This window comes from Acidovorax sp. 59 (assembly GCF_002754175.1).
GTDB lineage: Bacteria > Pseudomonadota > Gammaproteobacteria > Burkholderiales > Burkholderiaceae_C > Acidovorax > Acidovorax delafieldii.
Genome location: NZ_PEET01000001.1, coordinates 756,860 through 771,168, shown reverse-complemented (window position 1 = coordinate 771,168; position 14,309 = coordinate 756,860). Strand labels below are relative to the sequence as shown.

Annotated in this window: 10 protein-coding genes and 1 pseudogene; 8 read left to right on the top strand and 3 right to left on the bottom strand. The window is 58.1% G+C overall.

Annotated features, from left to right (window positions below):
* Positions 1–37: 37 nt before the first annotated feature.
* The 4 genes from CLU87_RS03540 to CLU87_RS03525 all read left to right on the top strand — a co-directional run bounded on the left by CLU87_RS03540 (position 38) and on the right by CLU87_RS03525 (position 3,335).
* On the top strand, positions 38–1,138 hold the full coding sequence (locus CLU87_RS03540; RefSeq protein WP_099729540.1) for a Gfo/Idh/MocA family protein: 1,101 nt from the start codon (positions 38–40) through the stop codon (positions 1,136–1,138).
* Positions 1,139–1,290: 152 nt separating this feature from the next.
* Positions 1,291–1,806: an ester cyclase gene (locus CLU87_RS03535; RefSeq protein WP_099729539.1), complete on the top strand. Its 516-nt coding sequence runs from the start codon at positions 1,291–1,293 to the stop codon at positions 1,804–1,806.
* A gap of 359 nt (positions 1,807–2,165) precedes the next feature.
* Positions 2,166–2,369: a KGG domain-containing protein gene (locus CLU87_RS23435; RefSeq protein ID WP_099729538.1), complete on the top strand. Its 204-nt coding sequence runs from the start codon at positions 2,166–2,168 to the stop codon at positions 2,367–2,369.
* A 105-nt stretch (positions 2,370–2,474) separates the two neighbouring features.
* Positions 2,475–3,335 carry an alpha/beta fold hydrolase gene (locus tag CLU87_RS03525; RefSeq protein ID WP_199170787.1) on the top strand — a complete coding sequence of 287 codons (861 nt, stop codon included), beginning with the start codon at positions 2,475–2,477 and terminating at the stop codon, positions 3,333–3,335.
* A gap of 120 nt (positions 3,336–3,455) precedes the next feature.
* Here CLU87_RS03525 and CLU87_RS03520 read toward each other — a convergent pair whose 3' ends face one another.
* A complete protein-coding gene (locus tag CLU87_RS03520) occupies positions 3,456–6,224 on the bottom strand; it encodes a winged helix-turn-helix domain-containing protein (protein ID WP_158236062.1) in 2,769 nt (922 codons plus the stop codon).
* Positions 6,225–6,675: 451 nt separating this feature from the next.
* Between CLU87_RS03520 and CLU87_RS03515 the strand changes: the two genes are divergently transcribed.
* From CLU87_RS03515 to CLU87_RS03500, 4 genes and pseudogenes are all read left to right on the top strand, one after another.
* Entirely contained in the window at positions 6,676–7,485 is an 810-nt protein-coding gene (locus CLU87_RS03515; protein WP_099729536.1) for a response regulator transcription factor, read from the top strand.
* Between the two features lie 65 nt (positions 7,486–7,550).
* Positions 7,551–9,131, top strand: a complete 1,581-nt coding sequence (locus CLU87_RS03510; RefSeq protein WP_099729535.1) for a GMC family oxidoreductase — start codon at positions 7,551–7,553, stop codon at positions 9,129–9,131.
* Positions 9,132–9,238: 107 nt separating this feature from the next.
* Entirely contained in the window at positions 9,239–9,670 is a 432-nt protein-coding gene (locus CLU87_RS03505) for a nuclear transport factor 2 family protein (RefSeq protein WP_099729534.1), read from the top strand.
* Positions 9,671–9,854: 184 nt separating this feature from the next.
* Positions 9,855–10,172: pseudogene (locus CLU87_RS03500) on the top strand (helix-turn-helix domain-containing protein); the annotation flags it as partial.
* 45 nt (positions 10,173–10,217) lie between these two features.
* Here CLU87_RS03500 and CLU87_RS03495 read toward each other — a convergent pair.
* Positions 10,218–12,461 (bottom strand): bifunctional diguanylate cyclase/phosphodiesterase, encoded by a 2,244-nt coding sequence (locus CLU87_RS03495; protein ID WP_099729533.1) that lies wholly within the window; start codon positions 12,459–12,461, stop codon positions 10,218–10,220.
* A gap of 658 nt (positions 12,462–13,119) precedes the next feature.
* On the bottom strand, positions 13,120–14,307 hold the full coding sequence (locus tag CLU87_RS03490; protein ID WP_199170786.1) for an amino acid ABC transporter substrate-binding protein: 1,188 nt from the start codon (positions 14,305–14,307) through the stop codon (positions 13,120–13,122).
* Positions 14,308–14,309: the final 2 nt, after the last annotated feature.

Below are 14,309 nucleotides of genomic sequence, written 5' to 3'. Positions count from 1 at the left end.
GCCCCATTCAGCAGATATTCGAGTTTAAGGAGCTCTCATGGGCAAACAGACTATCAGAGTTGGGTTCATCGGTCTCAACCCCGATAGCAAATGGGCCGCGACTGCACACATCCCAGCACTGCGCCTACTTGAAAGTGATTTCGAGATCGTAGGCGTCGCCAACCGGACCTTGAAAAGCGCGCAACGTACCGCACGTGAACTTGACCTTCGACTGGCGTTTGCGAGTCCGGAAGAGTTGATTTCTTCACCAGATATCGATCTCGTCGTCGTCACCGTCAAGGTGCCCCACCACCTCGAACTCGTTGCCGCAGCGCTGATGGCTGGGAAGCACGTGTACTGTGAGTGGCCGCTCGGCAAGGGACTTGATGAAGCCCGTGAGCTGGCGGCTATGGCACGTGAAACTGCGTCCGTTGCGGTGATCGGCACGCAGGGACGACTTGCAGCCGGCGTCGAAGCCTTGAAGGCTCTGATTGCCGACGGCTACGTCGGAAAGGTTCTTTCCTCCAGCATCATCGCGTCAGGCGGGAACTGGGCCGGGCAAGCCTCCGCTGAGACCTACTATCTGTCGGACAGCGCGAATGGCGCCTCAATGCAGTCCATTGCTTTGGGCCACACACTCGTCGCCGTTCAGCATGTGCTCGGCAGTTTCTCCGTCTTGGATGCGACCTTTGGGCGCAACTTCGATTCGGTGAAGATCATCGAAACGGCTGAGATTTTGCCCAAAGACGTACCGGATCAAGTAATGGTGCAGGGCCACATGACGAGCGGTGCTGCGATTTCGATCCACTATCGTGCAGGCGCCTCCCGCGGTACAAATTTCCTTTGGGAGATTAATGGCACTGAAGGAGACATTCAGGTCACCGGCGACATGGGCTACCCCCAGATCGTCGAACTCTCGATTTCGGGCGGCCGGCTCGACGATCGCGCACTGGCACCGCTCGCGCCGAGGCGCCGCCGTGCAGTAGGCGAGGGTTTGTCGCCAGCCGCTGAGGCCGTGGCGGAGATTTACAAGTGCATCGCTACTGACATTCGCACCGGCAGCCGGACTGCGCCGAACTTTGACGATGGGGTGGCGCTGCACGAACTGATCGCTCGCATCGAAGACTCTGCTGCCGCCAAGACCGAGCGGATGGGCTGAGGGGCAATCGAACTGGCTTCCGTGATGATCCGACTCTCTCAACTCAAGGCAGTAATAGCCGTCGAAGGAGAGCCCCACCAAGATCCTGGCGCATGGGAGCGCTTCGCCGATCAACCTCCTCAGGCGCCAGAAAACGATGAAAGGACCAATTGATGACCGATTTAACCTCGAGGCGAATCGTCGTAGCAGGATTTGGCCTGGGACTCTTAACTATGTCTACAAGTGACTCCCTGGCCCTAGAAGAAAGACCTGAGAGAAAAGGCAGCACTCAAATGACAGAGAAACAAATTCGTGACATATTTGATCGCTATATCGCCGCGCTTAACGCGCATCAGATGGATCGGATGACGGAATTCGTTCATGACAAAGTCGTCCAAAACCTGAAGCTCGTATCGCGGGAAGATGTCATATCCGACTTGAAAGGGCATATCAACGCTGTCCCTGACTTCAGGTGGCGCGTAAGGGACGTGGTCGTAGAAGGTGACACTATTGCAGCGCGCTTGTTCAACATCGGAACACCAGCCAAGTCATGGCTCGGAATTGAGCCCACTGGAAAAACAGTGGAGACGCTCGAGTTCGCCTTTCATAAGGTGCGAGACGGGAAGTTCTACGAGATGAACTATGCGATGGACGTAATCGGCCTGCGTAAGCAGCTCGGTCTTCGATGAGTTCTGTTGGGATCACCGTTGCGGCATCACGTTGATGTTGACTGAGCTATTCGTTGAAAGGATGGGTGGCTGGCGGATAGTCAGATAGGCGGATGGTAAGACGATACTCATGCTCGAATAAGCCGTTTCCCCTGACCACGATCTGCTTCTGGAGAGGTACTACGCTCCCGCAAGGCGATCGTTGCAGGGGCTGTGGAAGCGTTCTGGTTCTCTATGGATGAGAGGTCTCGTCACAGCTCTGCGTCTGTAGAGTTCAACCCCCTCTTTCGGTCTATGCGCAGCTCGCTCGTTTGAGAGATGCCACATGCGCTCCATGTAGTGACACTGAGTCGTACATTCTCCCAGGACACCCCAACATCATGGATACCACCCTCCGACCCACGCGCGGATTCGCTCAGATGCCGCCCGAACAGAGGCGGCAGATAGCCTCGCGCGGCGGCCTGGCAGCTCGAGCGAATGGAACCGCACTCCGGTTCACGCATGAGGAGGCAGTAGCAGCGGCTCGACGTGGCGCCGAGTTGCGCCCATGGAAGGCTCGTTTTTGGATCTCTGCAAACGCGTGACTGCGGCGTGCACCCCAGCAAAGAACTTCCGAGCACTTCCGGGCTTCACCAGTCCGAGGCATGCCGATGACACCGCTCGTTGGCAACACATCCTGAAAGAAACTCATGATGGCAGTGAGCTACAAGACCCAACAGGCGGGTCAGGTAGAAGTGTTCTACCGCGAAGCCGGACCAAAGAACGCCCCTGTTCTTCTGCTGCTGCACGGATTTCCGTCGTCCAGCCATATGTTCCGCGAGCTGATCCCGCAACTGGCCGATCGGTATCGCGTGATCGCGCCAGACCTTCCAGGGTTCGGGTACACAAATGCGCCCGACCGCGGAGAATTCGATTACACCTTCGACAACCTAGCCAAGGTCATGGACGAGTTCACGCAGGCTCTCTCGCTGCAGCGCTATGCGATCTACGTCTTTGACTATGGTGCACCGACCGGATACCGTCTAGCGGCCGCTCACCCTGAGCGAGTGACAGCTCTGATCAGCCAGAACGGTAACGCCTATATGGAAGGCCTCAGCGACAAGTGGGATGCGTGGCAGACCTACTGGCGCGATCCTAGCCTTAAGAACCGGGATGCTTGTCGGTCTTCTCTCTCCGCCGACGTGATCGAGAACTGGCAATACCGCACGGGCACAGATCCACAGCGATTGAATCCTGATGGATTTATGTTGGATATCGCGTTGATGTCACGACCGGGTGCCGAGGAGATCCAGCTCGATCTAATCCTGGATTACCGAAGCAATCTGGAACGGTACCCTGAGTTTCAGCAATATTTCCGAACACACCTTCCGCCGTTCTTGGCTGTCTGGGGGAGGCACGATCCGGCGTTCCTGCCTGCAGGTGCACAAGCCTACAAGCGCGACCTTCCGCACGCACATGTCCACCTGCTGGACACTGGGCACTTCGCATTGGAAACCCATTCGGCAGAGGTTGCTCAGATTGTCCGCAGCTTCCTCAGCCAGCACCTCTGAAGCTAAACTTGCTGGCGCTGACCTGAGCGAGCTGCACTACAGCTTGTTTTCGAGTGATCTAACCACAAGGCGGTAGAAACAAGCAATCGCCCCCTCGATCCCCGCAACGCGAGATTCTCGTCACGCTTGCAAAATCTGCTGAGCTCTTCGCACGTCAAGCGTGTCGAAGCCTTCGGAGTAGCGATCCAGCACGCCGCTCAGCAACGTCACGCCCTCGTCCCGCCTGCCCTGGTCCGACCAGCATTGGGCTAGGCTTGTGGCCGCGCGCAACTCCCAGGAGAGGACTTGCGACGAACTGGCCAGTTCCAGGGAGCGTATAAACCACTTTTCTGCCTCTTCCAGCGAGGAACCTTGGCGCAGCAGCCTCTCGCCCTGCGCCCGCATCAATTCCGGCGCACACCAGGGGCAGTGGCCTGCTTCCGCGCGAGCAAGGGCTTCTTCTTCCAGGAATTCGTCGCCGACCGTCGCCATCGACTCGATCTGGAGCAGACTGCAAACCGGATTGCGCCACTGCGGCACGACAAAGCCTTGTACGCAATAGGTATGGGCATACTTGAAAGTCAGGCCCCAGCCTTTCCATAAGTCCAGGCGCCGATCCGTCGCCACTTCGGTCAGTGCATCGGCCTGCCGACTCAGGTCTTCCCAACGCCCGCACCACAGCAAAACTGTGCATTGGCAGAACAGCGCAAAGCACAACGTCAAGGCATGCTGCGCTGATGTGGCGTACTGTACGGCCTGTGCGGCCGCTGCAAGAGCTTGATCTGGGAAGCCTCGCACCCACAACGCTCGTGACAAGGCCGCGTTGATTGCCGCATGTGGATGGAGCTGATATTGGTTTAAAGTGCGCTGATGGTCGACCCGACCGATCAGGCTCCTTGCGGCGGTTCCTTCCCCTAGCGACGAGTCCTGCTCGCCCACAAGATGCAAGGACCACTGCATCATGCGCCTGCCCAAGATTGCCGCCTCGGCTTCGGTATCAGGGGTTGTCAAGGCCACGTACTGCCGTGCCAAGCCAAGCGCCCCAGCATAGTCACCCGATCCATTGCGTTCCTGCCATAGTCCCCACAGCGAACGGCGCTCAAAGTCCAAGTTTCGCGATCGCTGTGCGATGTCGTAGGCACCCTTTGCAGTCCGAGCCATGTCGGGGCCTGCGCCTCTGGTGTACCAGTAGCACATGGTGAGTGAATACAACAGGCGCATCAAGCTGGCCTCTGGCTGCTCGGCCAGATCGCCCGCTTTATCAAGCGCCTCCTCGGCCCGCGTCCGATACTCGTCCATCAACGAGCGCTGATACCACACCGAAGCGGTGGCACCGAGCAACCGTATGCTCAGCCCCGGATCGCGCAGCGTGGAGAAGCTTGCCTGCACCGCGATTCGGATGTCATCGATCCATCGTCCGCGCCCAGCATCCCACGCGGCCCCGTAAGGCGGCGAATCCGCTTCTAGCCGTTCGAAGACGTCACAAACATGTTCCGCGTGTTTGCGTGACGCCAGGACAAGTTCACCGGCCTCTTTGAGCTTCTCGAGTGCAAAGGCGCGGGTCGTCTCGAGCAACCGGTAGTGTGCAATGTCCGTGCCCGTGTCGATCGTGATCAGTGATTTCAGAGCCAACTCGTCGATCGCATCGAGAGGGTCAGCTGACAGGTCTTCCTCGCAGACCGCGACTGCGGAGTCAAATGAGAACGCGCCAGCAAAGATCGAAAGCCTTCTGAGCACCACTTTCTGATCCTCGGACAGCAGGTCGTAGCTCCAGTTGATCGCAGCACGCAGTGTCTGCTGACGCGGCAGCGCAGTGCGACGTCCTTTGGTCAGGACCGCGAACCGGTCCTCCAGCCGTGCCGACAGGCCTCCAAGCCCCAGTTGCGCGACCCGGCTAGCGGCAAGTTCGAGTGCCAGTGGGATGCCGTCGAGGCGCCCGCAGATCTCTGTGACATGGGCCACATCATCATCGGTGAAGGCAAACCCCGAGAAGTTTGCGGCAGTGCGCTGCGTGAACAGCGCCACCGCAGCGAATGCCTTAGCCTGCTCGGCCGTCAGTCGCTCCGAAGGGGGCGGCAGCTCCAGAGACGGAAGTCGGATGACCCACTCCCCCGTTGCCCGCAACGGTTCGCGGCTGGTGGCCAGGACGTGTACGCCCGGTGCCAAAGCTAGCACCGCCTCGGCCACCGTTGCCGCGGCGTGCACGAGATGCTCGCAGTTGTCGAGCACAACTAACATGTGCCGGTCTGCCAGCAAAGCGCCCAGTTCGCGCTCATCCGATATGGCTCGCGACGCGTCGATGGCGTTCGCCCACACGCTGGCCACCTGCCGCGCATCGCAAAGCGGTGCGAGGTCGACGAACCGCGCGCCGTCACGATAGTTAGCTGCCAGGTGCGCTGCCGCGGCGAGAGCGACAGTGGTCTTGCCAACACCTCCAGCACCCACGACAGCAACTAGACGATGCTCCGCGACCATACGTCCTACTTCGCGAATCGCGTCGTCACGGCCGACCACATTCATCAGCGGCAGCGGCATGTGGTTGCTCGCTTCATGCCGTTTAGGCCCAGTGCCGCCCAGGCGGGATGGAACGGCCAATGAGACTTCCCCTACGAAAGAGTAGCCCCGCCCGGGGACGTTGACGATGTAGCGGCACGTCTCCCCGTCGTCGCCCAGCGCACGACGCAGCGCGGCGACGTGCACGCGCAGGCTGCCATCGTCGACAACCACCTTCTTCCACACGCTAGTCATCAGCTCGCCGCGGCCGACGACCTTGCCCGCGGCTTCGACCAGAACGATCAGGAGATCCAAAGCGCGACCACCCACGCGCACCGGAACGTTTCCGTCAAGCAGCAGGCGCTGCTTGGGGAAGAGTTTGAACGCTCCAAATTGCCAGCCGTCGGCCTGTTCCACGCTTGGTCCTAAATATGAATGCCCCATAGTCTAAAAGACCATCGCGCAAGTAACCCCCAGCGCGAATATGGGTAACAAACGCCGGGCCACCAGCTTGTGAAATCGGCAGGACCTCCCGCTTGTCATAGCTTCGGCGTCGACCCTTCTGCTGCTTTCGGCCCACAGAACCAGCAAGCTGGCGACCAGGCTTCTTTCCCCCAGTCCCGCATCGAAGTCGAACGCGTCGGCATCCCCCTCTGCATCTGGCCCTACACGGGGGGTTCGGAGAACGCCGTTTATATCGCGGCGCCTGGCGCCCTTCTGCGACGTGCCGTGGCTCGTTCACTCGCCACTTGGGGCGGGACTGCAGTCTCGAAAAGCACATTAACGGCGATTAACAGTCCTTGTCACCCTTGTACGGCGTTGCGCCCTAAATTTGCCCCATCGAACAAGCAACCCCTTGGAGTCCCCCATGACCACGCTTTTCCAACCTCTTCGCGTAATCACTCGCCACAGCGACCCTCTAATGGCTACCGGCATTAACGCTGCGCTGATGGCGGCGCCAGGGATCGAGGTTGTCATGGTCTCCGACAAGTCGTCGTTCCCGGATGCCGATGTCGTGATTGGCGACTACGAGAGTGGCATGGCCTGGGCACATCACCTGAGACTGCGCAGTTCGGCACTGCGACGACGTCTCCCCGGCGTGGTTGTCTTGACTTGGCGCGATAGCGAGGCGGACGTGCATAACGCGCTGCAGGCCGGCGTTTGCGGTTATCTGCTCAACAGCTGCAACCCGCATGAACTGGTAGACGCGGTGCGCGCAGTGAGACGAGGCTCGCCTTACCTTTGCGATGTTGCCGCATCGCTTGTTGCGACGAGCTTGACACGCACTCCACTGACCGTTCGCGAGAGCGAAATCCTGCAGCTGATTGGAAGTGGCATGTCGAACAAGGTGGTTGCCTCGGAGTTGAACATCGCCCTGGGTACGGTCAAGGCACACGCCAAAGCAATCCTTGACAAGCTGGGCGCACGCAGTCGCACACAAGCCACCGTCATCGCCGCGCAACGGGGCTTGCTGGGGCATCACTCGTCGCTACGCCGGGCCGCCATGCCACACAGCCCACCGATCTCAATAGAGCTTCCTATGCAGCAACCGCCGGATCGAGTTGCTGCTTGGGATCTCGAATCACCCGCTGCACAGGGCAGAAGTCGAGTCGAGCCTCAAGTTCGACATCGCCAGCGCAGCGCAAGCCACGCAGCTCAAGCAGTGCAGCACCTCTGATCAATCACGAACACCCCACATCGCTCGGCCTGGTCGCGCACAACAGAACACTTTGGAGCAATGAGATGAGCAGCAATCAAGAAACCAACGCGGAAGAAAACGGCCGTGCAGTCACGTCCGAGTCAAACATATCGCTCAGTTCAGCCCGTTCAGGATTTGACATCATCATTGTCGGTGGCGGATCAGCCGGCGCAGTGCTGGCTAACCGACTAAGCGCCGATCCATCGCGTCGTGTGTTACTGATCGAAGCAGGCAAAGCGTACGCGCCGAATTCTTACCCAGACTCCGTCCGCCGCCAGGACATATTGGGTGGCGACGCGCAACATGATTGGGGCTTTCAGAGCGAGCCTGGTGTACTGGGAAGACGCCTGCGGCTCAACCGGGGCAAGGTCCTCGGTGGCTCGTCGGCGATCAATGGCGCCGTGGCGATGCGGCTACCAAAAGCTGACCATACCCGTTGGGCCGAGGCACATGACCTCGCTGCATTGAGCTGGCAGGACTCAAAGTCGTTCTATCGCTCCCTGGAGCGAACGTCCGGCGCCGGTGGAGAGGGCCGCGACGGGCCCTTCCCTATTCATCAGCTTGGCGACGAAGAAGTCTCCGATCAGCACCGTGATTTCATCTCGTCGGCCCTTGCTGCCGGACACGAGCGCTCCGCAGGCTTCGCGACAGAGCAGCCGCTGGGCGTGGGCCCCTACGTGATGAACACACGCATGGGCGTGCGGCTCAACACGGGAATGACGTTCTTAAGCGACGCGGTGAGAGCGCGGCCGAATCTGACCATTCGAGACCAGACACTCGTAGATGCGGTAGTGGTCGAGCAGGGGCGTGCGAAGGGTGTTCGACTCGCTGACGGTACGCTCGTCCTGGCGGGTGAAGTCGTACTGTCCGCCGGCACCTACGTCAGTCCGGCGATCCTGATGCGATCTGGCATCGGTCCGAACGAGGTATTGCGCCGTCTCAACATCCCGCTGGTGTCTGACTTGCCGGTTGGGCAACACTTGCAGGATCACCCTTTCGTACCCACGGTCTGGTCCATCCGCAAGGAAGCTCTTGGACTGGGTTTTCCCCCCATCAGTGCCATGCTCTGGACAAGTTCGTGCCAGGCAGTGGGCGGTGTGGCGGACCTGAACATCAGCACCGCACCGATGCCCGAGGGCAGCCAGCCCAAGGAGGGAGCAATGTTCCTTCTGTTCGCGGCGCTCGTGCGGCCGCGCTCGACGGGATCACTGATCATCGCGAGCCGTGACCCGATGGTCGCGCCCGTCATCGATCTTGGTTTCCTTACTGACAGCGGAGACCGTGATCGATTGATCGATGGGATCGAGATGGTTCGAGCCATCGCGCGTCAATCCCCGTTTGCGGACGCTGTGGGTGCCGAAATTATGCCCGGTACCTCGGCGCAAGACCGCGCTTCAATCAGTGCGGCGATTACGGCCACCGTCGAAACTTACCAGCACCCGACCTCCACGGTTCCCATGGGTGGTGTGCGCGACAACCGCGCTGTGGTGGACGTCGACGGACGGGTTCGCGCCATCAAGGGGCTGCGGGTCGTCGATGCATCGATCTGGCCGGACGTGCCCTCCGTCGCGACGGGGTTCCCGACCATGATGTTGGCCGAGCGCATAGCTTCTCGGATGGCATAAAAAGTACGCTTTAGCAGTCAGCATCCCTGAACAAAGACTCAACATCCCAGGGATCTGCCCGGAGTGAATTAATCCGGGTGCCGCGTCATCAATCTGGACACATAACCATGAAAACTGCTCATCTCACCAACGAAGCTACTGCAGCGCAACTCCTTAAGCGCAGCTTGGATACCTTCCTCGCAAAAGACATCAAAGGCTGGGCTGAACTATGCGACGAGCACATCGTCGTAGAGTTCCCTTTCTCACCGGATCCTGCGACCAGGAAGATGATCGGTCGCGCGGCCGTCTACAAGTACCTCAAGGACTACCCGAAAGTCATTGACCTGCACAGCGCTCCGCATATGAAAATCCGCGCCACCGACGACCCCAACACGGCCGTGGCCGAGTGGAGCGTCTCAGGCCACGTGATCCCAAATGGCAACTCCTATGAAATGAGCTATGCGACGTTTGTGACGGTCAAGAACGGGCTGATCGTGAACTACCGCGAGTATTGGGATCCGATGACGTTCCTTAAGAATATGGGCGACGCCCGCTTTTGATCGCAGTTCAGTTCCCGACTGGATCGGGAACTTCAAGCTAAGGAACCACTAATGTCTGGAGCAAAGCTTAGTGTTAGAGCCAGCGCAATCTTGACCAGCTAAACCGCAAAGTGCCAATCCAATATTGACCAGGGTGTTCCACTGACCTGCTGAGAATTTCAGCAGGGGATTCAAGGTGATCACCATGGACATGATTGGCAAGGTCAGGCGCATGAGGCTGCGCGACCAACTCTCCCTCAGCGCGATCGCAAAGCGTACTGGTCTGTCACGCCACACGGTCAAGAAGTGGCTCAAGGCGCCCGGCGTTGTTGTGCCGAAGTACGAGCGGGTGAAGCTCGATGGCAAGCTCACGGCGTTCGAGCCAGCCCCGCACCAGGCGCTCACGACCGACAGCCATCTCCCGAAGCAGGGACGGCGCAGCGGCCGTGCCTTGTTTGCTCAGATACAGGCCATGGGCTATCGCGGCGGTTACAGCGCCGTCACCGCCTACATCCGGCGCTGGGGGGTGGAGTTCGCAGCCAGTCCGGCCAAGGCGTTCGCCATAAATCTAGTCGTCCAAATACTCATTTTTCATGGCCTTCTTCATTTGATCGGCCCATTCCGCTTTTATGTTGCCATCAGGCGCACCACCGACGGGTAGCGCGGGACTAAAGAAGTAGCCCTGCATCAAGCGGCATCCAAGGTCAGAGAGAACTGATACGTGCTGATAGTGTTCGACACCTTCCGCGACCACATCAATGCCGAGTTCGCTTGCCATCGTCAGCACCGCGCGAAATATCGCTTGGTCCCGACTATTCTCATGCACATCTCTTACAAAGGAACGATCCATCTTCAACGCGCTGATTGGCAAATTTCGCAGGTATGACAGGCTTGAGTAGCCTGTTCCGAAGTCATCGAGCGCCACACTTACTCCCAAGCTGCGGATCTTATGTAGCTCTGCCACGCAAGCGTCGAAGTTTTCCATGATGGCCGACTCAGTGATCTCAACTGAAATTCGCCATGGTGTGATCCGCTCTTCTTCGATGACCCTTGCTAAAACTGCCGAAAATTTCTTTTGCAACTGTAAAGAGGAAACATTAACGTTGACCCGAATTGATTCGATGCTCTGCTTTTCCCATCGCCTTACAAGCCTGGCTGCATCGCGCAGTATGCTTTCTCCAAGCGCATGAATCATTCCGGTCTCTTCGGCGATTGGGATGAAGACATCTGGGCCAATCATTGAGCCATCTGGGCAACGCCACCTCATGAGTGCTTCCACCGCCATCAGCCTGTCACTGTCGATGCAAACAATCGGTTGAAACACCGTGAAGAAACCGCCTGTCGCCAGACCCAAATTCATACCTCTCTCAATTTCGGCGCGTTGGCGGTTGGCGGCGTCCATTGCCAGCGAGTAAAAGCACACACGATTACGACCGTTTTGCTTGGCTTTGTACATTGCTAGATCGGCGCATCGAAGCAAGCTCACCTCGTCACTTGCATCTTGCGGGAAGCGCGAAATTCCTATGCTGCATCTCGCAAACAATTCGTATTGACCAACCTTGATTACGGGCTTAAGAGCCTCAATGAGCTTCTGACAAACTCCCACGACGTCGGCATCGCGTTTGACCCCCTCTAAGATTACGGTGAACTCATCACCGCCCATTCGAGCGATGAGATCAACTTCTCGAACGTGACTGCGCAACCGCTGCGCCACTTGGGTGAGGAACGCATCTCCGGCATCGTGGCCATAGGTGTCGTTGACAAGCTTGAACTGGTCGATATCTATGTAGATGAGTGCCAAGCCTTCACCATTCCGCGTTGATCGACTGATTGCCGATATCAAGTTCTCTTGAAAGAATCGTCTGTTTGGAAGCCCCGTCAATTCATCGTAGAACGCTTGGCGGCTCAGAAGCGCCTGCGCTTCCTTGAGCGGTGCGATGTTTGAGGCGATCACGATCCAGTAGCTTTCGGCGCTCTGCTCACTGCGAACAACGGAGGCGCTGCCCCAAAATGGAATTAGCCTTCCATCAGCTAGCCTGGCTCGTGCCTCACCACGCCACGACTCTCCTCGGCGCAGCAAACGTATCGCCTCGCGCCCGCGCACTTTCATGAAGTCCTTGCACAGCAGGGAGTGCAGTTGAACACCTGCCAGATCCGAACGTTCAAAAACAGACGCAGCCTGCGGATTAGCCATGATCAGCTCGCCTCCCGGTTTACAGATCAGTATGACGTCATTCGCATTCTCAAAAACTGCCTCGGTCATCCGCTGGCTGATCGCTTCACGGTAGCGGTCGGTAATGTCAATGTGAAGAAGCACTGCGCCGCCAGCAGGTAGGGGCGTGCCCCTAAGCAAGTAACGGCGGCTCTCTAACGGCCCGGCAAATACATACTCAAATTCGAATGGCTGCGCTGTTCCCAAGGAGGCTGAAACACCTCTGTAAGTGGACTCGCACTTACTCAAACAGAACTCAAGATAGGAGTCACCGATATCGCATCCGTGGATGCCAGGGTTACCGTTCTCGGCCGCGAGCTTTCGCCAGGCCATATTGAACTGCTCAATCTTGCCAGCTCCATCCAAAACTACGAGAGAGTCTCGCATTCCATCGATGATCTGCTGCAACTTATATGTTTGTTGTCGTAACTGTTCGCTAGCGTCGTTGGCGAGTCGAGACTTTTCAATCACTAGGCTCCCCACTTGACTAAGCACTTGCAGAGGACTCACGGATCCCATGCCGTCTGAGGTTGCACGATAGGCAGGTGTACTCGTGGGTTCGAGACGCAAAGCCGACGGAGCATTCTCGTTGTCGTGCATATCTGATTTCAGCTACTTTGATCTTAGAAATTGGAATTGAAGCTGCCCCCAGACTGTTTCCCAACGCGCATCTCTAAATCAGGGATGAACGCTTGTGACGTGGGTGCCGGCGCGCCTCCGCCTGTGTACTTGGTGTCGACTGCTAACCTCGACTCACTTACTTACTTCAAGGGGGCCCACGGCATAGCACGCGGTCCATCGGAGTGGCTGGTGCGCCATGCAGCTTGAAAGGCTGCATTGACCGCTAGGAGCGGTTCGCGACTGTGGACGAGTGCCGCGTTGCCAAGTAACTCCGCCAAATAGGCCCGCGTTCCTATGGAGACAGGATGACACCTTGGTGGTGGTACTCGGCATAGTGTGGGTGTGCTCAGGGATGTTCGTTGAGCATGCTGGTGCAACAGGCAAAAGTCACTGTCTGATCCTGCTGTTAACAGACTGAAACAATCACCGACATCCACACCTCGCACAACCATCTCGCGCAGCTTTCTGCGAATCCGGCGCTGAGCTTGGCATCTTGCACTTGATCGCTCATCGACAGGGGGTTGACTGCGCCATACGCACTTGCGATGACCGCGGCATGGTGACGGATTGCGCAGCCCTCCACATCTATCGCTATATGCTCGGGCTTGCGAGATATCGCCGACGCCCGCCGCGACGTTTACAACAGCCGAGCGCTTGCATAGGGGTACAGCAAAGTGCCTGACGACAGGTGCGAAGGCCACAGAACGGCCTGCCCCGCTCCTTGCTGAAATTGACTTATCTCATGGCCTGTAATGCCTTGAAATTGAACTTGAAGCACTCTTGGCTCGGACCACTCTCCCCCAGGCCCAAACTTAATAGGACCCATCACGGTGTCGAACGTCGCGCTCCGTGCGTAGCCCCCCAGGAGCTCGTCGTCAAGGCTTTGAGTGGCCAAAACCGCCTGCTCTAAAACCTGCATCTGTGCATATGCAAGAGGAGCAGTGTAGTGCCCGAGAGGGTCAACTTGCGCCTCAGTTGCGCGCTCTTGGTAGGTGGCGAGGAAGGCCTGTACGCCTGGGAACATGAGCTCCGGACTAGGTGCCCAGTACTCATAGTTCACAAAGCCATTCAGCAGCGGCCCCAGCGCCATCTTCACCGCGGTGTTTTGTGGTCCGATCATTGATGCGCCGACCATTTTTGGCTTAAACGAATGAGCGTGGATTGCACGAACTAACGCGATCGAATCATTCAAGTAAGAGCAGATGAATAGCAGATCGCAGTGGGTTGCTGCCACTGCGTCTAACGCTGAACTGAAGTCTTCTGTGGACAGTGCGTAGACCTCCTCATGAACAACCTCAAAACCGTATCGAGCGGCATTCTTCTTTGCACCGATGATGGGGTTGCGCGCAAAGGCTGCGTCTGCGGATAGCAGCGCGACGGTTTTAGGACGGGGGCTTTGCTCTGCCGCCAGCGCAAAGAACCCTTCAGTCAACGCCGCGTTTGGATCTGGCCCAGTGGGGATCATCGCGAAGTAATTCGGATAACCAAGGGCGCTGTTGACTCCCAGCCCCTGAAGTCCGACAAAAAAGCGCCGGCGTTCCATCATGAGAGGCAGCGCAGGTGCAACACTATTTGTGCCGTACCCTCCCACCACCAACTCCACTCCATCTTCATCAAGAAGACGCTTGTAGAGACCCGGAACGGAAGCTGCATCCGCGTTGTCGTCGTAACACACCAGTTCCACCGGCCGACCAAGTAGGCCTCCTCGGCGGTTCACGTCTTCAGCCCAGATACTGTGCGCGAGTTGCGCTGACCGCGTATTCCCCGCCACAGGCCCAGTCAGAGACAGGCAGTATCCGATTCGGATCGGCTCGGTGGAAAGCATGC